General features: G+C 73.7%; 26 protein-coding genes and 1 riboswitch. Of the genes, 19 read left to right on the top strand and 7 right to left on the bottom strand.

The window, feature by feature from the left end; translation table 11 throughout:
* Positions 1 to 180: 180 nt before the first annotated feature.
* The 3 genes from ACQPYA_RS20805 to ACQPYA_RS20795 form a co-directional block, all read right to left on the bottom strand.
* Positions 181 to 1,530 (bottom strand): FAD-dependent oxidoreductase, encoded by a 1,350-nt coding sequence (locus ACQPYA_RS20805; RefSeq protein WP_433528772.1) that lies wholly within the window; start codon positions 1,528 to 1,530, stop codon positions 181 to 183.
* A gap of 11 nt (positions 1,531 to 1,541) precedes the next feature.
* Entirely contained in the window at positions 1,542 to 1,889 is a 348-nt protein-coding gene (locus ACQPYA_RS20800; RefSeq protein ID WP_433528771.1) for a TcmI family type II polyketide cyclase, read from the bottom strand.
* 126 nt (positions 1,890 to 2,015) lie between these two features.
* The gene (locus tag ACQPYA_RS20795; protein WP_433528770.1) at positions 2,016 to 2,825 is read right to left on the bottom strand and encodes an AfsR/SARP family transcriptional regulator; all 810 of its coding nucleotides are present in this window, start codon (positions 2,823 to 2,825) and stop codon (positions 2,016 to 2,018) included.
* Positions 2,826 to 3,226: 401 nt separating this feature from the next.
* Here ACQPYA_RS20795 and ACQPYA_RS20790 point away from each other — a divergent pair, with 401 nt between their 5' ends.
* The 9 genes from ACQPYA_RS20790 (at position 3,227) to ACQPYA_RS20750 (ending at position 11,582) form a co-directional block, all read left to right on the top strand.
* The gene (locus tag ACQPYA_RS20790; protein ID WP_433528769.1) at positions 3,227 to 3,553 is read left to right on the top strand and encodes a TcmI family type II polyketide cyclase; all 327 of its coding nucleotides are present in this window, start codon (positions 3,227 to 3,229) and stop codon (positions 3,551 to 3,553) included.
* Positions 3,550 to 5,268, top strand: coding sequence for an acetyl-CoA carboxylase carboxyltransferase subunit alpha (locus ACQPYA_RS20785; protein WP_433528768.1), 1,719 nt, complete (start codon positions 3,550 to 3,552; stop codon positions 5,266 to 5,268). The genes ACQPYA_RS20790 and ACQPYA_RS20785 overlap by 4 nt, the downstream gene beginning before the upstream one ends.
* A 212-nt stretch (positions 5,269 to 5,480) precedes the next feature.
* The gene (gene accB, locus ACQPYA_RS20780) at positions 5,481 to 6,023 is read left to right on the top strand and encodes an acetyl-CoA carboxylase biotin carboxyl carrier protein (protein ID WP_433533551.1); all 543 of its coding nucleotides are present in this window, start codon (positions 5,481 to 5,483) and stop codon (positions 6,021 to 6,023) included.
* A gap of 11 nt (positions 6,024 to 6,034) precedes the next feature.
* Positions 6,035 to 7,408, top strand: a complete 1,374-nt coding sequence (locus ACQPYA_RS20775; protein WP_433528767.1) for an acetyl-CoA carboxylase biotin carboxylase subunit — start codon at positions 6,035 to 6,037, stop codon at positions 7,406 to 7,408.
* Positions 7,405 to 8,151 carry an SRPBCC family protein gene (locus tag ACQPYA_RS20770; protein WP_433528766.1) on the top strand — a complete coding sequence of 249 codons (747 nt, stop codon included), beginning with the start codon at positions 7,405 to 7,407 and terminating at the stop codon, positions 8,149 to 8,151. Before ACQPYA_RS20775 ends, ACQPYA_RS20770 begins: the two co-directional genes overlap by 4 nt.
* Positions 8,144 to 8,542 (top strand): cupin domain-containing protein, encoded by a 399-nt coding sequence (locus ACQPYA_RS20765; RefSeq protein ID WP_433528765.1) that lies wholly within the window; start codon positions 8,144 to 8,146, stop codon positions 8,540 to 8,542. Before ACQPYA_RS20770 ends, ACQPYA_RS20765 begins: the two co-directional genes overlap by 8 nt.
* A complete protein-coding gene (locus ACQPYA_RS20760; protein ID WP_433528764.1) occupies positions 8,539 to 9,813 on the top strand; it encodes a beta-ketoacyl-[acyl-carrier-protein] synthase family protein in 1,275 nt (424 codons plus the stop codon). Before ACQPYA_RS20765 ends, ACQPYA_RS20760 begins: the two co-directional genes overlap by 4 nt.
* Positions 9,814 to 9,969: 156 nt before the next feature.
* A complete protein-coding gene (locus ACQPYA_RS20755) occupies positions 9,970 to 11,220 on the top strand; it encodes a beta-ketoacyl synthase N-terminal-like domain-containing protein (protein WP_433528763.1) in 1,251 nt (416 codons plus the stop codon).
* Positions 11,217 to 11,582: an antibiotic biosynthesis monooxygenase family protein gene (locus ACQPYA_RS20750; protein WP_433528762.1), complete on the top strand. Its 366-nt coding sequence runs from the start codon at positions 11,217 to 11,219 to the stop codon at positions 11,580 to 11,582. Before ACQPYA_RS20755 ends, ACQPYA_RS20750 begins: the two co-directional genes overlap by 4 nt.
* A 343-nt stretch (positions 11,583 to 11,925) precedes the next feature.
* Here ACQPYA_RS20750 and ACQPYA_RS20745 read toward each other — a convergent pair whose 3' ends face one another.
* Positions 11,926 to 12,867 carry an exo-alpha-sialidase gene (locus ACQPYA_RS20745; RefSeq protein WP_433528761.1) on the bottom strand — a complete coding sequence of 314 codons (942 nt, stop codon included), beginning with the start codon at positions 12,865 to 12,867 and terminating at the stop codon, positions 11,926 to 11,928.
* Positions 12,868 to 13,085: 218 nt separating this feature from the next.
* Between ACQPYA_RS20745 and ACQPYA_RS20740 the strand changes: the two genes are divergently transcribed.
* On the top strand, positions 13,086 to 13,364 hold the full coding sequence (locus tag ACQPYA_RS20740) for an excalibur calcium-binding domain-containing protein (protein ID WP_433528760.1): 279 nt from the start codon (positions 13,086 to 13,088) through the stop codon (positions 13,362 to 13,364).
* A gap of 108 nt (positions 13,365 to 13,472) precedes the next feature.
* Here the strand turns inward: ACQPYA_RS20740 and ACQPYA_RS20735 are convergent, their stop codons facing one another.
* The gene (locus ACQPYA_RS20735) at positions 13,473 to 13,877 is read right to left on the bottom strand and encodes an MmcQ/YjbR family DNA-binding protein (protein WP_433528759.1); all 405 of its coding nucleotides are present in this window, start codon (positions 13,875 to 13,877) and stop codon (positions 13,473 to 13,475) included.
* Between the two features lie 209 nt (positions 13,878 to 14,086).
* Between ACQPYA_RS20735 and ACQPYA_RS20730 the strand changes: the two genes are divergently transcribed.
* From ACQPYA_RS20730 to ACQPYA_RS20715, 4 genes are all read left to right on the top strand, one after another.
* Positions 14,087 to 15,184, top strand: coding sequence for an alpha-hydroxy acid oxidase (locus ACQPYA_RS20730; protein WP_433528758.1), 1,098 nt, complete (start codon positions 14,087 to 14,089; stop codon positions 15,182 to 15,184).
* 87 nt (positions 15,185 to 15,271) lie between these two features.
* A complete protein-coding gene (locus tag ACQPYA_RS20725) occupies positions 15,272 to 15,532 on the top strand; it encodes a hypothetical protein (protein WP_111242354.1) in 261 nt (86 codons plus the stop codon).
* A gap of 228 nt (positions 15,533 to 15,760) precedes the next feature.
* On the top strand, positions 15,761 to 16,828 hold the full coding sequence (locus tag ACQPYA_RS20720) for an arabinan endo-1,5-alpha-L-arabinosidase (protein WP_433528757.1): 1,068 nt from the start codon (positions 15,761 to 15,763) through the stop codon (positions 16,826 to 16,828).
* A gap of 20 nt (positions 16,829 to 16,848) precedes the next feature.
* Positions 16,849 to 18,330 carry a family 43 glycosylhydrolase gene (locus tag ACQPYA_RS20715; protein WP_433528756.1) on the top strand — a complete coding sequence of 494 codons (1,482 nt, stop codon included), beginning with the start codon at positions 16,849 to 16,851 and terminating at the stop codon, positions 18,328 to 18,330.
* Positions 18,331 to 18,438: 108 nt separating this feature from the next.
* Here the strand turns inward: ACQPYA_RS20715 and ACQPYA_RS20710 are convergent, their stop codons facing one another.
* Entirely contained in the window at positions 18,439 to 19,875 is a 1,437-nt protein-coding gene (locus ACQPYA_RS20710; protein WP_433528755.1) for a glycine hydroxymethyltransferase, read from the bottom strand.
* Between the two features lie 18 nt (positions 19,876 to 19,893).
* Positions 19,894 to 19,983: riboswitch (ZMP/ZTP riboswitch) on the bottom strand.
* Positions 19,984 to 20,070: 87 nt separating this feature from the next.
* Between ACQPYA_RS20710 and ACQPYA_RS20705 the strand changes: the two genes are divergently transcribed.
* Positions 20,071 to 20,919 (top strand): metallophosphoesterase family protein, encoded by an 849-nt coding sequence (locus tag ACQPYA_RS20705; RefSeq protein WP_433528754.1) that lies wholly within the window; start codon positions 20,071 to 20,073, stop codon positions 20,917 to 20,919.
* Between the two features lie 39 nt (positions 20,920 to 20,958).
* Entirely contained in the window at positions 20,959 to 21,930 is a 972-nt protein-coding gene (locus tag ACQPYA_RS20700) for a DNA polymerase domain-containing protein (RefSeq protein ID WP_433528753.1), read from the top strand.
* A gap of 6 nt (positions 21,931 to 21,936) precedes the next feature.
* Here ACQPYA_RS20700 and ACQPYA_RS20695 read toward each other — a convergent pair whose 3' ends face one another.
* Positions 21,937 to 22,446, bottom strand: a complete 510-nt coding sequence (locus tag ACQPYA_RS20695; protein ID WP_433528752.1) for an Lrp/AsnC family transcriptional regulator — start codon at positions 22,444 to 22,446, stop codon at positions 21,937 to 21,939.
* A 101-nt stretch (positions 22,447 to 22,547) separates the two neighbouring features.
* Here ACQPYA_RS20695 and pdhA point away from each other — a divergent pair, with 101 nt between their 5' ends.
* Genes pdhA through ACQPYA_RS20680 form a run of 3 tightly spaced genes read left to right on the top strand, consistent with a single transcriptional unit; the run spans position 22,548 to position 26,157 of the window.
* Entirely contained in the window at positions 22,548 to 23,714 is a 1,167-nt protein-coding gene (gene pdhA / locus ACQPYA_RS20690; RefSeq protein WP_433528751.1) for a pyruvate dehydrogenase (acetyl-transferring) E1 component subunit alpha, read from the top strand.
* The gene (locus ACQPYA_RS20685; RefSeq protein WP_433528750.1) at positions 23,714 to 24,730 is read left to right on the top strand and encodes an alpha-ketoacid dehydrogenase subunit beta; all 1,017 of its coding nucleotides are present in this window, start codon (positions 23,714 to 23,716) and stop codon (positions 24,728 to 24,730) included. The genes pdhA and ACQPYA_RS20685 overlap by 1 nt, the downstream gene beginning before the upstream one ends.
* On the top strand, positions 24,727 to 26,157 hold the full coding sequence (locus ACQPYA_RS20680) for a dihydrolipoamide acetyltransferase family protein (RefSeq protein ID WP_433528749.1): 1,431 nt from the start codon (positions 24,727 to 24,729) through the stop codon (positions 26,155 to 26,157). Before ACQPYA_RS20685 ends, ACQPYA_RS20680 begins: the two co-directional genes overlap by 4 nt.
* The last annotated feature ends 199 nt before the right edge of the window (positions 26,158 to 26,356 follow it).

Here is a 26,356-nt window from a genome sequence, read left to right as displayed (position 1 = left end):
GAGAAAAACTCGCCGCAGCTTTGCACACGCGTGGACGGCGCGACAGGCAGGCTCTGTTACAGCTCGGGTCGGCGGGCCGGGGGCTACGGCCGGTGCCCGGCACGGAACGGACGGTGTGGACCGGGAGCGCACGCCGACGCCCCCGGCGCCGGGCGGGCGCCGGGGGCGTGGTGCGAGGGGTCAGTCCCGCTCTCCCCGGTAGGTGTAGAAGTCGTCGACGAACTTGCGCCGTAGGCGCGGTACCCGGCTGGTGACCCGGAAGTACCCCCGGGCGCCGAGCAACGCGAGTCGTCCGAAGAGCGGCTGGTACATGCGGTCGTCGCCGCTGGTGCCGCTGCGGTTGAGCGAGTCGGCCACCCGGGCGAAGCCGTACGGCACCATCGCCGCCTCGTAGTCGGCCACCGCCTGCACCAGCGTCTTCTCCCCGACGGCGGCGAGGATCAGCTGCCGGCGCAGCAGGTTGGCGTCGCGCAGCGCGGTGTTGGCGCCCACGCCCCGGCCCGGGGTCATGGTGTGGATCGCGTCACCGAGCAGGGTGACCGTGCTGCTCTTCCACGGCGGCACCGGCTCCGAGGTGGACACCCGGATCGGCAACGCGCTCTCCGGGTCGGCCTGGCTGAGCAGTTCCCGCAGCCGCGGATGCCAGTTGCCGGTCAGCGTCAGGGCCACCTGGATCAGCTCCGCGCCGCGGCGCCGCATCACGTCCGGTGGAAACCGGCGTGCGGCGCTCCAGACGACCAGGTTGATGTTGTCGCGGGTGGTGTCGTGGCGCAGGCCGGGCCAGCTGGAGAGCAGTGCCGCGTCGTCGTCGGCGACCCCCGGTTTGGGCCGGCCGTCACGGTCCCACTTGAACTCCATCACGTGCAGCACGCCCATCACGCCCCCGGTGCCGAAGATCAGCGAGATGCCCCGCTGGACGGTCTCCGGCAGCAGGGCCCGGGTGCGGTCGGTGAGCGGGATCCGGGTGGCGATGTTGATGGTGCCGGCGTCCCGGATCACCGCGTGCGGCAGGTACTGGCGGCGGACCGCGGAGTGCGTGCCGTCCGCCGCCACCAGCAGGTCACCGGTGGCGGTGCCGCCGTCGGCGAAGTGGGCGGTGACCGTGCCGTCGTCGTGCTGCTCGTACCGGGTGAAGGTGCGGTCGAAGCGCACCACGTCCTCCATGCCGGTCAGCAGCACCTGGCGCAGCGTCATCCGGGCCACCGACCGCTCGGTGTCGACCGGGTGGGTGTCCGGCCGCAGCGGGAACGACGCCGTGTGCTGCATCCGCTGGCTGAGCACGTTGAAGTAGCGGGGGGAGCGGGCGCAGGTGGTCAGGTAGATGTCGAACAGCTCCGGGGGCAGGCAGTCGCGCAGCGCCCGGCTACCGGTGGGGCCGATGCCCACCCGGTAGCCGAGCAGCCCGTCGGCCCGGGTGCGGTGCCGTTCGTAGACGGCGACGCTGATCCCGGCCCGGCGCAGCCCGTGCGCCAGGCAGAGGCCGCCGGTGCCGGCGCCGATGACCAGGACGTGCGGTGGTCGGGGGGCCACGGCGTCTCCCGTCAGCCGGCCACGCGCGGCGCCGGCACGTCCGCGGCGTCCCACCGGTAGAAGCAGGTGGCGATCGCGTCGCGCGGCGAGCGCCAGGTCGGCAGGTACGGCGAGGTGTGGGCGGAGAGCCGCTCGTTGACCTGGAGGTACAGCGGGTGGTTGCGGGCCGCCGCGAGGGCGTCCGCGCCGACGTCGTCGGTCTCCATCAGGTGTACGCACAGGTCGTGCAGGCAGTACAGGGACCGGTGACGTACCCCGGTCAGGCCGGGCAGCTCGGTCGCGTCGGACTCGGTGAAAATCTGCGCCACCCGACCCTCCGCGCCCGGAATGATCCTGCTGACGATAACTAGACGGCTCATTGGACCCCCTCTCACCGGTGATCCGGCCCGGACGTCTGCCGGGTCACGGACCGTTTTCCCGGACCACCCTGTCCGGGCGCCTGTCACCTGCCCGTCAACGCGGCCGGTCGTGCCGGTGACGCGGGCTCAACGGCGCTGGAACGGCGTCCGGGTGGCCGGGGGGCGTGGCGGTCCGGCCGCCGCCCGGCTGGCCCGCCGGATCGGTTCGAGCGTCTCGTCGAGCAGCGCGCTCATCGCCGGCGAGGGCTCCAGCCGCAGCTCCCGCAGCAGGAGGTCGCGGTAGACGTAGAAGGCGTGCACCGCCTCGAACGCGTTGCCCTCGGCGAGGTGGATGCGGACCACCAACCGGTGCGGTGTCTCACGCAGCGGCTCGGCCGCCATCGCCTCCAGCGCCGCCTCCAGCGCCTCGCCGTGCCGCCCGGCGGTCAGGTGCTGGCCGGCCATCTGCTCCAGCATGTGCAGCCGGAGCTGGCGCAGCCGTTCCCGGTCGGCCAGCACCCAGTCGTCGTACCAGCCGGGGAGCAGGTCGTGCCGGCCGGCGGCGAGCGCCTCCGCGGTGTCGTCGGGTGGCTGGCCGTCACGGATCCGGGCGGCCGTGTCGACCAGCCGGTCCACGTCGACCCGCACGCTGGGGGCGAGGCGGATGGTGTCGGCGGTGGTGGTCAGCGGGCAGTACGGATCCTGGCGCAGCCGCCACAGCGCGGTCCGTAGCGAGGAGAGCGCCCGTTCCTCCGCGGCCTCCGGCCAGAGCAGCCCGGCGAGGTGGCTGCGGGTCGCGTCGGGACGCAGCCCGATCAGCGCGATGACCCGTTGCAGGCCGCGGGGGACCACCACCGGCGTGCCGCCGTGGGTCAGCCGGAAGCCGCCGAGCAGGTGCAGCCGTACCTCGGTGTCCCGGTGCTCGCCGGTGGTCGGCGTGGGCGGATCGGCGGCCACGGCGGCACCCCCTGCGCAACGCGTCGTCTGCGGGTCTCGGCCGGGTCCCGGCGTGGCCGCCGTGACGCCACTGTCGACTCGCTGGACCGTCGCACGCGGGCGTGCGGTGCCGGGTCTGACCGCCGCGAAGATTATCAATAGCAGTTACTCTGGGTCAACGCTCATGTCGGTAAAGTAACCCGGTCGTCATCTATGAGACCGGTTCTGAACTGCCCAATCTCGATGATCATGGGGAAAGGCTACGTTCAGCTGAGGCACAGTTTGCGTCAACGCAGCGTCACTGAGGGCCGTCCCGGCAGGGGGTGCCGGTGACGCTCGGGTGACGCCGGGCCCGGCATCGTGTCGGCAGTCGTCCGGGCGCGTCCGGTGGTGCCGCCACCGGCCCGAGGGGGAGAACCAGCATGGACCGAACCCTGATCGTCGCGAAGGTGGTCCCGACTGCCGAGGCCGCGGTCGCCGAGATCTTCGCCGAGTCCGACACGACCGAGCTGCCCCACCTGGTGGGCGTGCGGCACCGGTCGCTGTACCGGCTGCACGACCTGTACGTGCACCTGTTGGAGACCGACTCGCCGGGCGACGGCGCGGTGGAGGCGGCCCGGGAGCATCCGGAGTTCGCGCGGGTCAGCGCGCGGCTGCGCCCCTACGTCACGCCGTACCTGCCGACCTGGCGCTCGCCCCGGGACGCGATGGCCCGCTGCTTCTACCGCTTCGACGGAGGGCGTCCGTGACCGCCACCGCGTCGGCCGCAGAGGCGCTCTGGTCGCGCTGCGGCGGCTGCGCCACCCTGCTGTACCGCAAGCGGCTGCGGCGCAACCTCGACGTCTGCCCCGAGTGCGGACGGCACACCCGGCTCGCCGCCCCCGAGCGGGTCCGCCAGCTGGTCGACCCGTCGTCGTTCCAGCCGCTGCCCGACCGCGCGGTCGAGGTGGACCCGATCGGCTTCGTCGACGTGCTGCCGTACCCGCACCGGCTCACCGCCGCCCGCGCCGACACCGGGCTGGCGGAGGCGGTGCTCTGCGGCACCGCCACCATCGGCCGGTTCCGCTGTGCGCTGGCGGTGATGGACTTCCGGTTCCTCGGCGGCAGCCTCGGCTGCGCCGTCGGCGAGCTGATCACCCGTACCGCCGAGCAGGCGCTCGACGCGGGCGTCCCGCTGATCCTGGTCACCGCCTCCGGGGGCGCCCGGATGCAGGAGGGCGCCCTGTCGCTGATGCAGATGGCCACCGTCAGCCAGGCGATCGCCGCCCTGCGGGAGGCCGGGCTGCTCACCGTCAGCGTGCTGACCGATCCCACCTACGGCGGAGTGGCCGCCTCCTTCGCCACCTGCACGGACCTGGTGCTCGCCGAGAGCGGCGCCCGGATGGGCTTCGCCGGCCCCCGGGTGATCCGCCAGGTCACCGGCCGCAGCCTGCCGGACGGCTTCCAGACCGCCGAGTTCCTGCTGCGCCACGGCCAGGTGGACATGGTGGTGCCGCGTCACGCGCTGCGGGCCCGGCTGGTGGCGGTGCTCGCCGCGGCGGGCGGCGCGCGCCGCCCGCGGTCCGGCGCGCCGGTGCACCCACCAGCCCGGCCGGTCGCCCGGCCGCCGGACCCGCGGCCGGATCCGCCGCCCGCCGAGGTGGCGGCCCGGGACGCCTGGGAGACCGTACGGCTGGCCCGGCACCCGCGCCGACCGACCACGTTGGACTACCTGGAGACCGCCTTCGACGGCTTCACCGAGCTGCACGGCGACCGGCTCGGCGGCGACTGCCCGGCGATCGTCGGCGGGCTGGCCCGGCTCGACGGTCGGCACCTCATGGTGATCGGCCACCAGAAGGGGCACACCAGCGCCGAACTGGTGACCCGCAACTTCGGCATGGCCACCCCGGCCGGGCACCGCAAGGCGCTGCGGCTGATGCGCCTCGCCGCCCGCCTCGGCCTGCCCGTGGTGACCCTGGTCGACACCCCCGGCGCGGACCCGGGCATCGACGCGGAGGAGCACGGCCAGGCCGCGGCCATCGCGGAGAACATCCTGGCCCTGAGCATGCTGCCCACCCCGGTCGTCGCGGTGGTCACCGGCGAGGGCGGCAGCGGCGGCGCGCTGGCCCTGGCGGTCGCCGACCGGGTGCTGATGCTCCAGCACGCCGTCTATTCGGTGATCAGCCCGGAGGGCTGCGCCGCCATCCTCTGGCCGGGGCGTACGGCCGCACCGCAGGCGGCCCGGGCGCTGCGGCTGACCGCCCCCGACCTGTGCCGGCTCGGCATCGTCGACGAGGTGGTGCCCGAGCCGACCGGCTCGGCGGCCGACGATCCGGAGGCCACCGCCCGCGCGGTCCGCGAGGCGGTGCTGGCGAACCTGCTGCCCCTGCTCGACGTGCCGATCGGCGCCCTGGTCCAGCACCGCCGGCGACGCTTCCGGCGCTTCGGCGCCGCCCGCGCCGGCGCCCGGGCGGGTGCCCGGTGAGCGGCGCGGGCGGTGGCACCCTGCCCACGGTCGCCGGTGCCCCGGTGGTCCGGCCGCCGATCCCGGCCGAGCCGGCGTCCACGCCGGTCGACCTTCCCCGGCCTCCGGCCGCCGCGCCGGCACCGCGGCAGGTGGCGACGACACCGGTGCCACGGCATGCGGAGACGACGCCGGCCCCGCCGCACCTGGTGACGGCATCGATCCCGCAACACGTGGAGACGACGTCGGCAGCGCGGACCGGGGAGACGACGCCGGTTCCGCGCGCCGGCGCCGAGGCGGCGCTCAGCGGGCTGCGTTGGCACGCCCGGCAGCTCGTCGCCGAACTCGCCGGCCCGCTGCGCCGCCTGCGACTGCGGGCCGGGGACGCCGAGCTGGTGGTGGAGTGGCACCACCCGGCCGAGCCCGGCCCGGTCGCCGCCGGACCCGCCACGGTGGCCGTACCCGCCGCCGTGGCCGCACCGGGCCACGAGCCGGCCAGCGCTGCCGGCGGTCCGGCCAGTGGCGCGGCCCCGCTCCGGACGGCCGTGCGCTCGCCCATGGTCGGCACCTTCTACCGGGCGGCGGAGCCCGGCGCGACGCCCTTCGTCTCCGTCGGCGACCCGGTCCGGCCGGGGCAGGTCGTCGGGATCGTCGAGGCGATGAAGCTGTTGAACGAGATCACGGCCGACCGGGCCGGCCGGGTGGCCGAGGTGCTGGTGGCCGACGGCCAGCCGGTGGAGTACGACCAGCCGCTGGTCGCCCTGGACCCCGCCTGAGGTGGTGACCGATGTTCGAGAAGGTCCTGATCGCCAACCGCGGCGAGATCGCGCTGCGGGTCCTGCGGGCCTGTCGCGAGCTGGGCATCCGTACCGCGGTGGTCTACTCCACGGCGGACGCCGACTCGGCCGCGGTGCGGCTGGCCGACGAGGCCGTCCGGATCGGCCCCTCGGCCAGCCGGCGCAGCTACCTCAACGCCGCCGCCGTCGTCGAGGCGGCCCGCAAGGTCGGCGCGCAGGCGGTGCACCCCGGCTACGGCTTCCTCTCCGAGGACGCCGACTTCGCCGAGATCTGCGCGGACAACGGGCTGACCTTCGTCGGCCCGTCCCCGCAGGTGATGGCCGCGCTGGCCGACAAGTCCTCCGCGCGGGCGCTGATGCGCCGCGCCGGGCTGCCCCTGCCGCCGGGCGCCGTGCAGCCGGTGCCGACCGCCGCCGAGGCCGCGGCGGTCGCCGCCGAGGTGGGCTACCCGGTGATCGTCAAGGCGGCGGCCGGCGGCGGCGGGCGGGGGATGACCGTGGTGCGCTCCCCGGCGGAACTACCCCGGGCGTACGCGCGCACCCGCGCCGCCGCCCAGGTCGCCTTCGGCGACGACCGGGTGTACGTCGAGCGGTACCTGACCGACGCCCGGCACGTCGAGGTGCAACTGCTCTGCGACTCCCACGGCAACGGCGTGCACCTGGGCACCCGGGACTGCTCGGTGCAGCGCCGGCACCAGAAGCTGATCGAGGAGGCGCCCGCGCTCGCCCCGGCGACCCTGGACGCCATCGCGCAGGCCGCCCTGCGCGGCGCGCTCGACGTGGGGTTCACCGGCGCCGGGACGGTGGAGTTCCTGGTGGACGCCGAGGAGCGGTTCCACTTCCTGGAGATCAACTGCCGGATCCAGGTCGAGCACCCGGTGACCGAGATGGTCACCGGGATCGACCTGGTGCACGAGCAGTTCCACGTCGCCGCGGGGGTGCCGCTGCGCTGGCGACAGCAGGACATCCGGCTCACCGGGGTGGCCGTCGAGTGCCGGGTCAACGTGGAGGACCCGGACCGTGGCTTCGCCCCCGCCCCCGGCCGGCTGGACCGTTTCGTCCCGCCCGGCGGCCCGTTCACCCGGGTCGACACCCACGGCCACGCCGGTTACCTGGTCGGCCCGTACTACGACTCGCTGCTGGCCAAGGTCGCGGTCTGGGCCCCGGACCGGGAGCTGGCCCTGAACCGGCTGGAACGCGCCCTCGGTGAGTTCGAGATCTCCGGACCCGGGGTGCGGACCACCATCCCGTTCGTCCGGCGGGTGCTCGACGACGCCGACTTTCGCAAGGGGCGCTACACCACCGGCCTGGTCGACCGGCTACTCAACGCAGCCAACCCCGGAGAACCGAGGAGGACCCGATGACCGTCACCGACGGCCGTTCGCTGACCACGGAGATCACCGACATCCTGGTGACCAACTGCGGGCTGGACCCGGACGCCGCCGCCCGCGCGCCGGCCGCCTCCCTGGAGGAACTGGGGATGGACTCGCTGGCGCTGCTCGAACTCTCCGCCGTCGTCGCCGACCGGTGGCGGGTGAGCATCCCGGAGCAGGCGGCCCAGCTGAGCATCCCCGCCGTGGCCGATCTCGTGGCCCGCCGCGCCGACCCGCCGGGGCACACCGAGAACAGCGTGGTGATCGCCGCGCCGCTGGAGCTGGTCTGGTCCGTCACCAACGACGTGGCCGGCTGGCCCGACCTGTTCACCGAGTACGCCCGGGCCGACATCCTCGACCGCGACGGCGACACCGTCCGGTTCCGGCTCACCATGCATCCCGACGAGAACGGGGTGGCCTGGAGCTGGGTCAGCGAACGCACCGCCGACCCGGCCACCCGGCAGGTACGGGCCCGCCGGGTGGAGACCGGGCCGTTCGAGTACATGGACATCCACTGGAGCTACACCGAGGAACCGGAGGGCATCCGGATGACCTGGGTGCAGGACTTCGCCATGAAACCGACCGCGCCGGTGGACAACGCCGGCATGACCGAGCGGATCAACACCAACAGCGTGGTGCAGCTGGGCGTCATCAAGGACCGCATCGAGCGGCTGGTGGCGACCGCCGTACCGGCCGCGGTCAGCGCGGACCCGACGGGAGGCGACAATGAGTGACCTGGCCCTGGTGGCCGCCCGGGACGTGCCCGCGGACCGCCGCCGCGGCGGCGAGCTGCGCGTCCTGCTCGGCCCGCGCACCGTCGGCAGCACCTCCGGCTTCATGGGCGTGGCCACCATGGCGCCCGGCGAGCGGATCGCCGAGCACTACCACCCGTACAGCGAGGAGTTCCTCTACCTCGCCCGGGGCGCGATCACCGTCGACCTCGACGACGAGCCGGTGCCGCTGGCGGCCGGCGAGGCGCTCTTCGTGGCCCGTAACGTCCGGCACCGCCTGCGCAACACCGGTCACCTGCCCGCCGAGGTGGTCTTCCACCTCGGCCCGCTGGCCCCCCGGCCGGAACTCGGCCACGTCGACACCGAACTGGTCGAACAGCGAGACGGGTCGTGACCGGCCGCCGCACCGTGGTCACCGGCATCGGGGTGGTCGCCCCCGGCGGCGTCACCCGGGACCGGTTCTGGAAGAGCATCACCGAGGGACGTACCGCGACCCGACGGATCAGCTTCTTCGACCCGTCGCCGTTCCGCTCCCAGATCGCCGCCGAGTGCGACTTCGACCCGGACGCCGCCGGGTTGACCCCCGCGCAGCGCCAGCGCGCCGACCGGTATGTGCAGTTCGCGCTCGCCTGCGCGGCGGAGGCCGTCGCGGACAGCGGGCTCGACCTCACCGACGCCGAGCGGGACCGGGCCGGTGTCGTGCTCGGCACCGCGGTCGGCGGCACCATGGCGCTGGAACAGGAGTACGTGACGGTCAGCGACAGCGGCCGGCACTGGCTGGTCGACGCGGCGCTCGGCGGCCCGTACCTCTATCAGGCGCTGGTGCCCAGCAGCCTGGCCGCCGACGTGGCCTGCCGGCACGGCCTGCACGGCCCGGCGCAGGTCGTCTCCACCGGCTGCACCTCGGGCATCGACGCCATCGGGTACGCCCACCAGCTCATCGCCGACGGCGAGGCGGACATCGTGCTCGCCGGGGCCGCCGACTCACCGATCTCCCCGGTCACCGTGGCCTCCTTCGACGCCATCAAGGCCACCAGCCCGGACAACGACGATCCGGCGCACGCCAGCCGGCCGTTCGACGCCGACCGGCACGGCTTCGTGCTGGCCGAGGGGGCGGCGGTGCTGGTGCTGGAGGAGGCCGGGCACGCCCGGCGGCGCGGCGCGCACATCTACTGCGAGGTCGCCGGCTACGCCAGCCGCAGCAACGGCTACCACATGACCGGGCTGCGCCCCGACGGCCTGGAGATGGGGCTGGCCATCACCGACGCGCTCGGGCAGGCCCGGCTCGCGCCCGAGGCCGTCTCCTACGTCAGCGCGCACGGCTCGGGCACCCGGCAGAACGACCGGCACGAGACGGCCGCGGTCAAGCGGGCCTTCGGGCCGGCCGCGTACCGGGTGCCGATCAGCTCGATCAAGTCGATGGTCGGGCACTCGCTCGGCGCCATCGGCTCCATCGAGATGGCCGCCTGCGCCCTGGCCATCGAGTACGGGGTGGTGCCGCCGACCGCCAACTGGACCACCCGCGATCCGGAGTGCGACCTGGACTACGTGCCCAACGAGGCCCGGGAGGTGCCGGTGGACGTGGCGCTTTCGGTCGGCAGCGGTTTCGGCGGCTTCCAGTCGGCGATGCTGTTCCGCCGGCTCTCCCGGGAGGTGACCGCGTGAGCGAGCGGCGGCGAGTGAACCATTGGCGCAGTGTTGTGGTGCCTCACGGCGGCCTGGAGCGAAGCGGAGGGCCGGCGTGAGCGAGCGGCAGCGAGTGAACCATTGGCGCGGTGTTGTGGTGCCTCACGGCGGCGCGGAGCGAAGCGGAGGGCCGGCGTGAGCGAGCGGCGGGCGGTGGTGACCGGAATCGGGGTGGTCGCGCCCAGCGGCGTCGGTTCGGCGGCGCACTGGCGTACCGTGCTGGCCGGCCAGCGCCGCACCGGCCCGATCACCCTGTTCGACGCGACCGGCTACCCGGCCCGGCTCGGCGGCGAGGTGGCGGACTTCGACCCGGCCCGGTACACCGACAACCGTGCCCTGGTGCAGACCGACCGCTGGACCCACCTCGGGTTCGCGGCCACCGGGCTGGCGCTGGCGGACGCCGGTCTGCCCGAGCGGGCGCCCGATCCGTACGCCTGGGCGGTGACCCTGGCCAGCTCCTCCGGCGGCAACCTGTTCGGCCAGCGGGAACTGCAACGGCTCTGGTCGTCGCCGACCCGCACGGTCGGGGCGTACCAGTCGATCGCCTGGTTCTACGCGGCCAGCGTCGGGCAACTCTCCATCCGGCATCAGGCGAAGGGGCCGTGCGGCGTGCTGGTGGCCGAGTCGGCCGGCGGCCTGGACAGCCTCGCCCACGCCGTGCGAACCGTCCGGCGCGGTGCCTCCGTGGTGCTCGCCGGGGCGACCGAGTGCCCGCTGAGCCCGTACGCGCTGGCCTGCCAGCTGCGCTCGGGCCTGCTCAGCGAGGCGACCGACCCGGAGCGGGCCTACCGGCCGTTCGACGCCTCGGCCAGCGGCTACCTGCCGGCCGAGGGTGGCGCGGTCTTCGTGGTCGAGGAGCACGGCCACGCGATGGCCCGGGGCGCCCGCATCTATGGCGAGGTGACCGGCTGGGGCGCGACCCACGATGCCGCGCACACCTCGCCGGACTCCGCCGGCGACCCGCACCAGTACGCCCGGGCGATGCGGCTGGCGCTGGGCCGGGCCGGGGTCGAGCCGGAGGAGGTGGACCTGGTGGTGCCCGACGCCCTCGGGGTGCGCCGCTACGACCGCGCCGAGGCGACCGCGCTGCGGGCGGTCTTCGCCGGCACGGCGCCGCCGGTGAGCACCCACAAGGCGTTGACCGGGCGGGCCCACCAGGGCGGCTCGGCGCTGGACGTGGCCACCGCGCTGCTCGCCTTCGCACACGACACGTTGCCCGCGTCGGCCGGCCCGGAGCGCGTCGCCGAGGGCTGCGACCTGGACTTCCTGCGCGAGCGACGGCGCCCGCGTACCCGGGTGGCGCTGGTCTGCGCCCGGGGCTTCGACGGATTCAACAGCGCGCTGGTGCTGCGGGGAGCGGCACCGGACGAAGGGGAGCATCGATGACAGCAGCGCAGTGCGAGGAGCGGGCGGGCGAGCCCGGCAGCCCGGACCAGGGGCGGCACCGGGGACGCGTGGTCTTCCTGGTCCGGGTGCCCGCCGAGCGCACCGACGACTTCCTGCGGGCGTACGAGGCGGTCCGGCACCTGGTCGCCGGCGGTGTGCCCGGCCATCTGATCGACCAGGTGTGCCGCTCGTCGACCGACCCGGAGCAGTGGCTGATCACCAGCGAGTGGGCCAGCCTGGCCGACTTCGAGGCGTGGGAACGCAGCCCGGAACACCGCGAACTGGTCCGGCCGATGCGGGAGTGCTTCACCGACGCCCGTTCGCTGCGCTTCCACATCCACGCCCAGACCCCGGTTCACTGAGGGGTCATCCCTCCCTCACCGAGCGTCGACACACGGATCCGATCCTGCCCGTCCGGCGGCCCGGCGACAATCCTGCCAGTCGCCCTTCTCGCTTATCCATTTGCATGTGGCAATGGTCCTGTCGCGGCCGTTACGGTTCCCGAGTACCCCAAGGCAGGCAATCCCTGGGCCGCTCCGGCGGTCCTGTCGACGTTGGATGGTGGACGGTGGCGAATCCATGACCGGCCCGCTGCACTCGCTGACCGACCCCGCCGGGCGGCCACCCGCCGAGCACCGGCTGCGCATCCCCGTCGTGAACCCCGCCGCCGTCGTGGACCCGACCTCGGTCGTGGGCCCCTCGTGGTCAGACCCGGCGCAGGGCGGGGAAGAGCGCCACCTCGGCCAGGTAGACGCAGCTGCGTCCCTCGTGCGAGGAGTAGTAGCTGACCCAGAGGCGGTCGTCGTGCCAGGCCAGGCCGGGGTAGCTGGAGTCGCCAGCTGAGGGCAGCGCCACCAACTCGCGCAGCCGGCCCTGCGCTACGTCGACCGCGCAGATCGCGGTCCGCACCTCGCCGTCGTGCCGGCGTACCCCGGCGACGAGTGTGCCGTCGGGCAGCCGGTGCAGCGCCGGACCGCCCACCCGCACCCCGAGGTCGGTCCAGGTCCACTCCCGGTAGGGCGGACGGGCCCGGCCGAGTTGGGCGGTGGCCGTGCCGCCGTCGCGTCGCAGCAGGCAGGTGGCCGTGCCGTCCGGGTCGAAGACCAGCCCGGACTCGTTCGGATAGCCGCCCTCGAAGAGCGTTCGCACCACCGGTCGCAGGTCGAGGCCGTCCTCGCTGCGGTAGAGCCGGACGAACCTGGGTTCCCGGGTGGCGTAGCCGACGCCGTACATCACGTCGCCGTGCCAGGCGGCCCGCCAGACCCAGATCCCCGGCTCGCCGACCGGCCGGGGCCCGTCCCACCGGTGCCCGTCGTCGCTGAGCCAGGCCACCGTGTGGAAGCGTTTCGGCGCGCCGGTCGCCGCGGCGGCGAGCAGTTGCAGCCGCCCGTCGGGACGCACCACGAAGCGCGGGTCGCGCAGGTCGGCGCCGGACTGGGCGAGCAGCGCCGCCGGAGCCCAGTCACGACCGTCCGGGGAGGTCAGGATCCGCAGGACGCCGTCGTCGGAGAGGTGCGACCGGCCCTCCCGGAACGCGCAGAACCAGCCACCGCCGTGCCGGACCAGGTCGGTGAAGGCGCTGTGCGGGGCGGTGTCGCCGATCCGGCGCAGCGCGCGTACCTCGGCGTTCGCCGTACGGCTGGTCACGGGCGCCGACGGTACGCGGGGCGGGCGACGCCGACGTGGCTCCCGGGCGAACGCCGGACGAACGAGGGCGGCGGCAACCATTTGTTCGGTGACGGTGTCCGGACGGTTACGGAACGGGCACCGACGCCTTGTCGAAGCGGTCCGGCGGATGGTGTGGCGGCGCTCCGTTCCGGGTTAGCGTGCGTACTTCCATCCGTCAATTCGTCAGGAAGGCTGGAATGGTTTCCAGACTGGTCCGGATAACGCTTGTCGTCACCCTGGCGGTCGGCGGCGGCAGCGTGGCGGTCGTGTCGCCCGCACAGGCTGCCGCGCCGACCTTCAAGAACTGCACCGCGATGCACAAGAAGTACAAGCACGGCGTCGGTAAGAAGGGCGCGCGGGACAAGGTTCGCGGCAAGACGAAGCCGGTCACGAACTTCAAGGTCTCGACGGCGATCTACAACGCGAACAAGAAGCTCGACCGGGACAAGGACGGCGTCGCCTGCGAGAAGCGCTGACGGCCCCTGATTCTCATGCATTGAGATGCAGGCGCGAGGTCTTGGACAGTTCCCGTTGCGAACGGAAACTGTCCAAGATCCACGCCGAGTCGGGGCAGTTCGGGGCAGCTAGGCGTCGGGCGGGGTGGGGTCGGCTCGGTGGGTGGCGGCGAGTCGTTTGGGGGCGCGGGCGTACCACGCCTCCACGATGATCTCGGTCAGTTCGGCGACCTCGACCCGGTCCAGTCGCAGCAGCACGGCGGGGTAGCCGTCGAAGTGCGGCGTGGTGAAGTAGAGCGCCGGGTCGTCGGCGAGCAACGCCTCCTTGACGCCGAGGTCGGCCACGCGTACGCCGAGGATCGGGCCGTCCGGCGCGGCCGGCCCGAGGGCGGCAAGCTCCTTGGCACGCAGTGGGCGTTCCCACACGAAGGACTTGTCGCGCACCTTCCACGCGGGCAACCCGTCGTAGGAGGGCCGCTCGTCGGTCTCCGGCAGGCCCAGCGCGATCCGGCGTACGTCGTCCCAACTGGCCATCGCCCGACGATACGCCACCGGCCCGGCCCCCGGTCGGATGCCGAATTCGCGCCTGCCGTGCCGCCGGGCCATCAAGCTCCGCCGGGCGGAGTCGCGGTCCGGCGGCCCGCCGGACGGGGAGTCGTGGTCCGGCGGCCCGCCGGACGGGAGGTCCGGTCCGGCCGATCGGCACTGGCGCGACGCGGGGCCGGTCGGCAATGGTGAACGGCATGGAGATCACGCCGAGTCCGCCCCCGGTCTGCCTGGCCGACTTCGCCGAACTCGCCCGGGCGGTGCTCCCGCCGCAGGTCTGGGACTACCTGGAGGGCGGCAGCGGCACCGAGGTCACCCTCGGCGGGAACCGGGTCGCGCTCGACCGGGTCGGCGTGCTGCCCCGGATGCTGACCGGGGTGGCCACCGCCAGCCTGGGTACCCGGCTTCTCGGGCGCGAGTACGCGATGCCGGTGGGCATCGCGCCGATGGCGTACCAGCGGTTGGTGCATCCCGACGGCGAGGTGGCGCTGGCCGCCGCGGCCCGCGCCGCCGGGGTGCCGTATCTGGCCAGCATCCTGGGCAGTACGCCGATCGAACAGGTCACCGCCACCGGCGCGGAGGTGTGGTTCCAGCTGTACTGGCTGCGGGACCGTGCGCTGGTCGCGGAGGTGCTGGCGCGGGCCCGCGAGGCCGGCTGCCGGGCGCTGGTGGTCACCGTGGACGTGCCGGTGCTGGGCCGGCGCTTCCGGGATCTGCGCAACGCCTTCCGGCTGCCCCCCGAACTGGTCGCGGCGAACCTGCCCGGCGGCCGGGACGACCTGGCCCACGGCGGTACGCCGGGCGTCACTCCGGTCTCCGCGCAGAGCGGTGCGGCCTTCGCGCCGGCGCTGCGCTGGACCGACCTGCGCTGGCTGGGCGAGCACTGCGACCTGCCGCTGGTGGTCAAGGGCGTGCTCGACCCGGCGGACGCGGTGCGGGCGGTCGACGCCGGCGCGCGGGCCGTGGTGGTGTCCAACCACGGCGGGCGGCAGCTCGATGGCGCCCCGGCCAGCGCCACCATGCTGCCCGAGGTGGTCGCGGCCGTCGGCGACCGCTGTGCGGTGCTGCTGGACAGCGGCATCCGGGGTGGCGTGGACGTGCTGCGCGCGTTGGCGCTCGGCGCCCACGGGGCGCTGGTCGGCCGGCCGATGCTCTGGGCGCTGGCGGTGGGCGGGCAGAGCGGAGCGAGCGCCGCGCTGGCGCTGCTCGCCGCCGAGTTGCGGGACGCGCTGGCTCTCGCCGGCTGCGCCGATCCGGCCGCCGCCCGGGAGTTGCGCACCGTGCCGCTGGGCTGAGTGGCCCGCGGGCGAGGCGACCCACCGCGTTCACCGGTTTGCAACCTGTGACCGCTGTCCTGCCGTGGTCCTGGGTGGACGGTCATAATGGGCGGCATGATTGCCTGGGAGTACGCCCTGCTGGTCCGCCGTTACCAGGGACAGGGCCGGAATTTTCACGTCACCTTCGTCTGGTACGGGCCGGACGGGTCCCGGAAGGACGTCACGGCGTACGGGGACACCGCGGTCGCGCACCTCAACCGGGTCGGCCGGGAGGGCTGGGAACTGGTCACGGCCGCCGAGGACGTGAACAACGTGCAGGGCAGCACCGAGGTGCACCGCTATCACCTCAAGCGCCCGCTGAACTGAGCCCGTCACCGCGGTGACGGCGGCCCGGCGCGGCCCGGCTCATGCCGGTCCCTGATGCGCCGGGCCGCGTGCTGTTCGGGGCGAGGAGAGCGGGCAGGCAGGTCACAGCATTCGACGCCGGCCGCTTGACAGCCGATGATCGTTAACGCTAACATAGATGTACTTCAACGCATTTGGTCTCCGGCGCCGCGGCGGACCTCCGCCGGCCGTCGTCCCGGAAGGACCGTCATGATCTCGCCCGCCACCTCGCCGCGAGGACTCTTCTCCCCGCGTCGCGCCCTGTCGATGGCGCTGACGACGCTGGTCGCCGCCACCGCTCTGGCTGCCCCGGCCGCCGCCGACCGGGCCGCAGCCGTCGACGCCACCGCTGCCGACCGGGTCGACGCCGCCGCCGGGCCGACCACGCCGCCGGCCGCATACCCGTCGCCGGGTCGGGTCACCGGCGACATCGCTGTGCACGATCCCACCATCGTGCGCCGTCCCGCCGGTGGCTACCTGCTGGCCCACACCGGCGACAACATCGCGCTGAAGACGTCGTCCGACCGGATCGCGTTCCGCAACGCGGGCCCGGTCTTTCCCGGCGGCGCGCCGTGGACGACCGCCTACACCGGCGGCAGCCGCAACCTCTGGGCGCCCGACCTCTCCTACCGCGACGGCCGCTACTGGATGTACTACTCGGCGTCGACGTTCGGATCGAACCGGTCGGCGATCTTCCTGGCCACGAGCCTGACCGGGGACTCCGGCGCCTGGACCGACCACGGCCTGGTCATCGAGTCACGGACCTCGGACAACTTCAACGCCATCGACCCGAACCTGATCGTCGACCCGGCCGGCCGATGGTGGCTGAGCTTCGGGTCGTTCTGGTCCGGCATCAAGTTGATCGCGTTGAACCCGGCCACCGGCAAGCGGGCCGACACCGCCCTGCACAGCATCGCCGGACGTGGCGGCGGGGCGATCGAAGCGCCGGTCATCGTCCAGCGCGGCTCCTACTACTACCTGTGGCTCTCCTTCGACCGCTGCTGCCAGGGCGCGGCCAGCACGTACCGGATCATGGTCGGTCGGGCCACCAGCCCCACCGGTCCGTACCTGGACCGTGCCGGTACCCCGATGACCTCCGGCGGCGGCACCCAGGTGCTGGCCGGACACGGCAGCGTCCACGGCCCCGGTCACCCGGCGGTCCTCGCCGACACCGACGGCGACGTGCTGGTCTACCACTACTACGCCGGCAACGGCGCCGCCCTGCTCGGCATCAACCGCATCGGCTATGACACGGCCGGCTGGCCGTTCGTCTACTGATCCCGAAGGAGCCCGCACCCATGCGTGGACACCACCGTCGCGGCCTGCTCGCCGCCGGACTGGTCATCGTGCTCGCCGCCGTGGGCAGCACCGTGGTGGCGCCCGCGGCATCCGCCGCCACGGTGCAGCCGAACGTGCCGTACGTCCTGGTGAACCGGCACAGCGGCAAGGCGCTGGACGTGTACAACCTGGCCACCAACGACGGCGCCGCGATCAACCAGTACACCCGCAACGACGGTGCCTGGCAGCAGTGGCGCTTTCTCGATTCCGGCGGTGGGTGGTACCGCCTGCAGTCCGGGCACAGCGGCAAGGTGCTCGACCTGCCGACCACGGCCGACGGCATCCAGCTGGTGCAGAACGCCGACCGCAACGACTCCCGGCAGCAGTTCCGGCTCGCCGACTCGGCCGGTGGACACGTCCGGCTGATCAACCGCAACAGCGGCAAGGCGCTCGACGTGTGGGAGTGGTCCACCGCCGACGGGGCCCGGGTCTCGCAGTACCAGGATCTCGACGGCGCGAACCAGCAGTGGCGCCTCGTCGCGCTCGGCGCGCCCGCGGGCAGCTTCGTCAACCCGATCAAACGCAACGGTCCGGATCCATGGCTCCAGCACCACGCCGGCTACTACTACCTGGCCACCACGACGTGGAACTCCACCATCACCATGCGGCGATCCCCGACTCTCGCCGGGCTGGCCGCCGCCCCCGACCAGGTCATCTTCAACCTGGCCGGGCGCGCCAACGGCTGCTGCAACATGTGGGCGCCGGAGTTTCACCTGCTCACCGGCCCCAACGGGCCGCGCTGGTACTTCTACTACACGGCCGGGCAGAACGTAACGGACTTCAATCCGACCCAGCGGCTGCACGTCCTGGAATCCGCCGGCACCGACCCGATGGGGCCCTACACGTTCAAGGCCGACCTGGGCAACGACTGGGCACTGGACGCCAGCGTCCTCCGGGCCGGCGGCAACCTCTACCTGATGGGCACCTACGGTGGCGACGGCGCCGGGCAGAGCAACTTCATCCAGCGGCTGACCAACCCCTGGACGCTCACCGGGGCACGGGTCCGGCTCAGCTCACCCACCCTGTCCTGGGAGCGGCAGACCCATCCGGTCAACGAGGGGCCGGAGCCGCTCTACCACAACGGCCGGGTGATGGTCGTCTACTCGGCCTCGGCCTGCTGGGGGCCCGACTACAAGCTCGGCCTGCTCACCCTGACCGGCACCGACCCGATGAACCCGGCGCACTGGACCAAGCACCCCACCCCGGTGTTCCAGCGCAGCGACGCCAACGGGGTCTACGCCCCGGGCCACAACGGCTTCTTCAAGTCCCCGGACGGCACCGAGGACTGGATCGTCTACCACGCCAACGACTCCGCCGGTGGCGGCTGCGACATGAACCGCTCCACCCGGGCGCAGAAGTTCACCTGGCACGCCGACGGAACCCCCAACTTCGGCACGCCCCAGGGCCTCGGCGTCGCCCTGACCGCGCCCTCCGGCGAATGACCACGCGGACCGCGGACCGCGAACCGCCCGCCGCAGGTCATCGCGCCGCGCCGGCCGGCCCCGGGCCGGCACGGCGACGGCGGACGCCGGCCCGGGCCCGGCGGTGGGTCAGCCCAGGTCGACGCCCGGGTAGAGCGGGAAGCCGGCGAGCAGCTCGGTGGCCTGGTGACCGACCTTGTCCGCGAGGGCCGGGTCGAGCACGTACTTGGCCTTGGAGGCGGTGCCGTCCGGGTTGGCTCCGGCGGTGGTCTGGCTGAGCACGGTGTGGATCAGCTCGGCGGTGCTGTCCATCTCCGCGACGCCCAGGCCCCGGGTGGTCAGCGCGGGCGTGCCGATCCGGATGCCGGAGGTGTACCAGGCGCCGTTGGGGTCCTGCGGCACCGCGTTGCGGTTGGTCACGATGCCCGAGTCCAGCAGCGCCTGCTCGGCCTGCCGGCCGGTCAGCCCGTAGCCGGTGACGTCGATCAGCACCAGGTGGTTGTCGGTGCCGCCGGTGACCAGCGTGGCCCCCCGCCGTAGCAGCCCCTCGGCCAGCGCCTGCGCGTTGTCGACGATGCGCTGGGCGTAGTCGGCGAAGTCGGGGCGGCGGGCCTCGGCCAGCGCGACCGCCTTGGCGGCCATCACGTGCGGCAGCGGGCCGCCGAGCACCATCGGGCAGCCCCGGTCCACCTGGTCGGCCAGCTCCGGGCCGCAGAGCACCAGGCCGCCGCGCGGGCCGCGCAGCGACTTGTGGGTGGTGGTGGTGACGATGTGCGCGTGCGGCACCGGGTCGAAGTCGCCGGTGAAGACCTTGCCGGCGACCAGGCCGGCGAAGTGGGCCATGTCCACCATGAAGGTGGCGCCGACCGAGTCGGCGATCTCCCGCATGATCCGGAAGTTCACCTTCCGGGGGTACGCCGAATAGCCGGCGACCAGCACCAGCGGCCGGAACTCGCGGGCCGCCTCGGCGACCTTGTCGTAGTCGACCAGGCCGGAGGCCGGGTCGGTGCCGTAGCTGCGCTGGTCGAACATCTTGCCGGAGATGTTCGGCCGGAAGCCGTGGGTGAGGTGCCCGCCGGCGTCCAGCGACATGCCGAGCATCCGCTGGTCACCCAGCTCGCGGCGGAGCGCGAACCAGTCCTGCTCGGTCAGGTCGTTGACGTGACGGGCCTGCGCCCGCCTCAGCGCGGGGGCCTCCACCCGGTCGGCCAGGATCGCCCAGAACGCCACCAGGTTGGCGTCGATGCCCGAGTGCGGCTGCGCGTACGCGTGGGCCGCGCCGAACAGCTCCCGGGCGTGCTCGGCGGCGAGCGCCTCGACGGTGTCCACGTTCTGGCAGCCGGCGTAGAACCGGCGGCCGACGGTGCCCTCGGCGTACTTGTCGCTGAACCAGTTGCCCATCGCCAGCAGGGTCGCCGGCGAGGCGTAGTTCTCGCTGGCGATCAGCTTGAGCGACTCGCGCTGGTCGACCAGCTCGGCTCCGATCGCGTCGGCGACCCGCGGCTCGACGGCGCGGATGACCTCCAGCGCGCTGCGGAATGCGGTGGACTCGGCGTTGCGCGACATGCGACCTCCTGATGGCGTGCGGAAGGCCCAGGCGCTCGGCGTGCGTCCTCGTGACGGGACCGCTTCCCGATGGTGCTCCATCCTCACGCGCCAGTCACGGCCCCCGCCGATCCTACCGGGTCCGGCGCACGCTGCCGGCGGGCCGGCCGGTACGCGCCCCTCGCCAGCGACCCGCCGCCCGCCTACGATCGGCGCATGGCGGCCCACGGCGGGGGAAGTCTGCTCGCGATCAGCGACCTGCACGTGGGGCACCCGGCCAACCGGGCGGTGGCGGAGGGGCTGCGGCCGGAACACCCGGACGACTGGCTGCTGGTCGCCGGTGACGTCGGCGACACGGTGGCCGACATCGAGTGGGCCCTGACCCTGCTGCGGCGTCGTTTCGACACCGTGGTCTGGTCGCCCGGCAACCACGAGCTGTGGACCCCGCCGTCGGACCCGGTCCGGTTGCGCGGCGACGACCGCTACCGGCACCTGGTCGAGCTGTGCCGGGGCCTGGGCGTGCTCACCCCCGAGGATCCGTACCCGGTCTGGCCGGGGCCGGACGGGCCGGTGCGGGTGGCCCCGCTGTTCCTGCTCTACGACCACAGCTGGCTCCCGGAGGGGTTGGCCACCCCGGAGGTGGCGCTGGCGGAGGCGTACCGCACCGGGATCGTCTGCACCGACGAGTTCCTGCTGCACCCCGACCCGTACCCGAGCCGGTCGGCGTGGTGCGCGCAGCGGGTCGCCGAAACCGGCCGGCGTCTCGCCGAGGCGGACGACGGCCTGCCGACCGTGCTGGTCAACCACTGGCCGCTGGTGCGGGAGCCGACCCGGGTCCTGCGCTATCCGATCTTCGCCCAGTGGTGCGGCACCGAGGCGACGGCCGACTGGCACCGGCGCTTCCGGACCGCCGCGGTGGTCTACGGCCACCTGCACATACCCCGTACCACCTGGTACGACGGGGTGCGCTTCGAGGAGGTGTCGGTGGGCTACCCGCGGGAGTGGCGACCCCGACCGGCGCCACCGGCCTGGCGTCGGATCCTGCCGGCCGGCACCGAGCGGTAGTCCCGCCGCCGGCGGCCACCCCGTCGTACCCTCGAATTCGTGGCGGGCGCGGCCGAGGAGATCCAGGTGGGGCAGCGGCTGGTCCGCGTTTCCAGCCCGGACAAGCCGTACTTCCCGGAGCGCGGGCTGACCAAGCTCGACGTGGTGCGTTACTTCCTCGCCGTCGGTGACGGCATCCTGCGGGCGCTGCGCGACCGCCCGACCATGCTGGAACGGTGGCCCCGGGGGGTCTTCGAGGGGGCGACCGTCGCCACCCGGCAGGACAACCGGGGCGACGCCTTCTACCAGAAGCGGGTGCCGGCGGGCGCGCCCGACTGGGTGGGCACCGCACACCTCACCTTCCCGAGCGGGCGGACGGCCGACGAGATCGCGCCGGGCGAGCTGGCGGTGGTGATCTGGGCGGTCAACCTGGGCACGCTGCGCTTCCACCCGTGGCCGGTGACCAGCGCCGACGTCGAACGGCCGGACCAACTGCGGATCGACCTGGATCCGATGCCCGGGATGGGGTTCGACCAGGTGGTGCCGGTGGCCCACGAGGTGCGCGGCTTCCTCGACGAACTCGGCCTGGCCGGCCACCCCAAGACCACCGGCGGCCGGGGCCTGCACGTCTACGTGTCGATCGAGCCCCGGTGGAGCTTCGGCGACTGCCGGCGCGCGGTGCTGGCGCTGGGCCGCGAGATGCAGCGACGCCGCCCGGACCTGGTCACCACCACCTGGTGGCGCGACCAGCGGGACCGGCCGGTCTTCGTCGACTACAACCAGATGGCCCGGGACCACACGATGACTTCGGCGTACTCGATCCGGCCGACGCCGGCGGCGCTGGTCTCCGCGCCGCTGTCCTGGGCCGAGCTGGACCACGCCCGGCCGGAGGACTTCGACGTCACCACCATGCCGGGCCGCTTCGCCGAGCGCGGCGACCCGCACGCCGACCTGGACGGGCGGCGCTATCCGCTGGACCCGCTGCTGGAGCTGGCCGACCGGGAGGGCCTGGCGGCCCCGCCCGAGCGCTGAGCCGCGCTACGACCACGGGCTACTCGCGCCGTGGTACTCCTCGAAGACCAGCCAGCTGCGGGTGGAGAGCACCCCGGAGATGCGCTGCACCCGGTCCAGCACCACGTCCCGCAGGGTGGCGTTGTCCGGCGCCCGGACCAGGGCCAGCACGTCGTGCTCGCCGCTGAGCAGCGCCACGTGCTCGACGTAGCGCACCCGGGCCAGCTCCGCCGAGACCTCCCGCCAGGTGTCCTGACGGATCGTCAGCGCGATGTACGCCGAGGTGCCCAGCCCGGCCGGCTCCGGGGCGACCCGCGCGGTGAATCCGGTGATCACCCCGTCGCGCAGCAGCCGCTCCACCCGCGCGTACGCGTTGGTGCGGGACACGTGCACCCGCTCGGCGAGGGTACGGATGGAGATCCGGCCGTCGCGGGTCAGCTCGTCGAGGATGCGCCGGTCCACCTCGTCGAGGACGGGGGCCGATCGTCCCGTTCCACCCCGTACGGCCGGCGCGTCGGCGGTCTCCTGGCCCATCACGGCCTCCCCTCGGTGCCATTCATCCCACGTTCACCGGGCATCTTGAGTCAATCATCCGACAGCAGGAGCATAGGGCCACCACACGTCCAGGAGGTTCCGCCGTGACCACCACCCCCCAGGCGGCCCGCAGGGCATCCCCGCGGAAGCGCCGGCCGGCCACCCCGGCCGCGCCCGACCCGTCCGCCGGCCTGCTACCCCAGGCCGACCCGGTCCGGCTGCTGAGCCCGGACGGCACGCCGCTGCCGCCCCGCGCCGAGTATCCCGAGCCGCCCGTCGAGGCGCTGCGCGAGATGTACCGGCGGATGGTGATCGGCCGGCGCTTCGACGCCCAGTCCACCGCGCTGACCAAGCAGGGCCGGCTCGCCGTCTACCCGTCCTCCCGTGGCCAGGAGGCCTGCCAGGTCGGTGGTGTCCTCGCGCTGCGCGACGACGACTGGGTCTTCCCCACCTACCGCGAGTCGATGGCGCTGACCGCCCGGGGCATCGACCCGGTCGAGGTGCTCACCCTGCTGCGCGGCGACTGGCACTGCGGGTACGACCCGGCCGAGCGGCGCACCGCCCCGCAGTGCACCCCCCTCGCGACCCAGTGCGTGCACGCCGCCGGCCTCGCCTACGGCGAGTCGTACCAGGGGCGCGACACCGTCGCCTTGGTCTACATCGGCGACGGCGCGACCAGCGAGGGCGACTTCCACGAGGGGGTCAACTTCGCCGCCGTGTTCAAGGCGCCGGTCGTCTACTTCGTGCAGAACAACCGGTACGCCATCAGCGTCCCGCTGTCCCGGCAGACCGCCGCCCCCACGCTGGCCCACAAGGGCGTCGGCTACGGCGTGCCCAGCGAGCAGGTCGACGGCAACGATCCGGTGGCCGTGCTCGCCGTGCTCAACCGGGCGGTCGCGCACGCCCGGGCCGGCAAGGGCCCGTACCTGGTCGAGGCGCACACCTACCGGATGGAGCCGCACACCAACGCGGACGACCAGACCCGCTACCGGGACGCCGACGAGGTCGACGCGTGGCGCGACCGGGACCCGATCGCCCGGCTGGAGACCTACCTGCGCGCCCGGGACGTGCTGGACGACGCGGCCGTCGCCGAGATCGCCGAGCAGGCCGAGGCGTACGCCGCGCGGCTACGCGAACGGATGAACGCCCAGCCCACGGTCGACCCGCTCAGCCTCTTCGAGCACGTCTACGCGCAGCCCACCCCGCAACTGGTCGAGCAACGCGAGCAGGTCCGCGCCGAGCTGGCCGCCGCGTCGGAGGAGGACGCCTGATGGCCACCATGACCATGGCGAAGGCCCTCAACGCGGCGCTCGCCGACGCGATGCTCGACGACGAGCGGGTCGTCGTCTTCGGTGAGGACGTCGGGCAGCTCGGCGGCGTCTTCCGGATCACCGACGGGTTGCAGGCCCGGTTCGGCGACAAGCGTTGCTTCGACACCCCGCTCGCCGAGGCCGGCATCGTCGGTTTCGCCGTCGGGCTGGCCATGTCCGGGTTGCGCCCGGTGGTCGAGATGCAGTTCGACGCCTTCGCGTACCCGGCGTTCGAGCAGATCGCCTCGCACGTGGCGAAGCTGCGCAACCGCACCCGGGGCGCGCTCAGCGTGCCGATGGTGATCCGGGTGCCGTACGCCGGTGGCATCGGTGGGGTGGAGCACCACTGTGACTCCTCCGAGGCGTACTACGCGCACACCCCCGGTCTGAAGGTGGTCACCCCGGCGACCGTCGCCGACGCGTACTCGCTGCTGCGGGAGGCGATCGACGATCCCGACCCGGTGGTCTTCATGGAGCCCAAGAAGCTCTACTTCGGCAGCGCCGAGGCGGACCTGTCCGCGCGTGCCGAGCCGTTCGGCCGGGCGGTCGTCCGCCGGCCCGGACGCGACGCCACCCTTGTCGCGTACGGGCCGGCGGTCCCGGTCGCCCTGGAGGCCGCCGAGGCCGCCCGGGAGGAGGGCTGGGACCTGGAGGTGGTCGACGTACGCACCATCGTGCCCTTCGACGACGCCACCGTCACCGCCTCGGTCCGCCGCACCGGCCGCTGCGTGGTGGTGCAGGAGGCGCAGGGCTTCGCCGGCGTCGGCGCGGAGATCGCCGCCCGGGTGCAGGAGCGCTGCTTCCACGCCCTGCACGCCCCGGTGCTGCGGGTCTCCGGGCTGGACATCCCGTACCCCGCGCCGATGCTGGAGCACACCCACCTGCCCTCGGTCGACCGCGTGCTGGACGCGGTGGCCCGGTTGCAGTGGGACGACCGACCGGACCCGCGCTGGCTCACCGAAAGCAGCGTGGCATGACCGAGAAGGTTTTCCTGCTGCCTGACCTCGGCGAGGGGCTCACCGAGGCGGAAATCGTGCAGTGGCGGGTCGCCGTCGGCGACACCGTCACCGTGGACCAGACGGTGGTCGAGGTGGAGACCGCCAAGGCCGTCGTGGACGTGCCCTGCCCGTACGCGGGCCGGGTCGTCGCCCTGCACGGCGCGGAGGGTGAGGCGCGTCCGGTCGGTCAGCCGCTGATCACCGTGGCCGAGCCGACCGCCGCCGCCGACCCGGCCGAGCCTGCCGGGCACGCGGTCTACCGCGAGGAGGAGCGGGCCGGCTCCGGCAACGTCCTGATCGGGTACGGCACCGGTCACGGCGGCTCCCGACGGCGCCGCCGGCCCCGGCTCACGCCCGCCGGGTTGTCCGGGGCCGCTGGTGTGGCCGGGTCCGCCGGGTCGCCGGCGGCGACCGCGTCGGGTCCGGCGGCGGTGCCGGCGCTGGTCATCTCGCCGATCGTCCGGCGGCTGGCCCGCGAGCATGGCGTGGACCTGACCACCGTGCGTGGCAGCGGTCCCGGCGGCGTGGTCCGGCGCGCCGACGTGGTGGCGGCGGCCGGCGCACTGACCGACGCGGCGCGTGTCGGTGCTGGCGGCGCGGCGGCCCGACTCGCCGCGGCGCCGGAGCTGCCCGCGGCCGGGCAGTCACCGGATCCGCTCGCGGCCGGGGCGCCACAGCATCCGGGGCAGGCCGGGCCCGCACCGGCCGGGACGCAGGACGTGGTCATCCCGCTGACCGGCATCCGCCGGGCGATCGCCGACAAGCTCTCCCGCAGCCGGCGGGAGATCCCGGAGGTGACGATCTGGGTGGACGCCGACGCCAGCGCCCTGCTGGCGACCCGGGCGGCGATCAACGCGGCCGTCCCGGACCGGCCGGTGAGCATCCTGGCCCTGCTCGCGCGGATCTGCCTCTCCGGGCTGCGCCGCTACCCGCAGCTCAACGCCCGGGTCGACACCGAGGGGCAGCGGATCATCCAGTCCGCCGGAGTGCACCTGGGCATCGCCGCCCAGACCGATCGTGGCCTGGTCGTGCCGGTGCTGCGCGACGCCGACCGGCTCACCACCGCCGAGCTGGCCGCCGAACTGGCGGCCACCACCACGGCGGCCCGGGTCGGTGGGCTGCCGCCGGCCCGGCTCACCGGCGGCACCTTCACCCTCAACAACTACGGGGTGTTCGGCGTCGACGGCTCCACCCCGATCATCAACCACCCCGAGGCGGCGCTGCTCGGCGTGGGCCGCATCGTGGACAAGCCGTGGGTGGTCGACGGACAGCTCGCGGTGCGCAAGGTGACGCAGCTCAGCCTCACCTTCGACCACCGGGTCTGCGACGGCGGCGTGGCCGGCGGCTTCCTGCGACACGTCGCCGACTGTGTGGAGCAGCCGGCGCTGCTGATCGCCGCCGTCTGATCCGCGGGAACGATCCCCGCGCCCGGCGTCCAGTCGCTCAGACCGGACGCCGGGCACGCTTTCGTGCCGGCGGCGACATCGGCCGTGAACGGGCGCGCGCCGGGACGACCGATCGCAGCCCGCCCGCGACCGCGCTGCGAGGCATTTGTCGCTCGTCGCGGTGCGATTATGCGGAAACGTCTCTGCCGAAATGTCTGCG

It is taken from the genome of Micromonospora sp. CA-263727 (assembly GCF_050942455.1).
Lineage (GTDB): Bacteria > Actinomycetota > Actinomycetes > Mycobacteriales > Micromonosporaceae > Micromonospora.
Note: the sequence above shows the minus strand (reverse complement) of the source record. Positions and strands in the feature narration are given on the sequence as shown.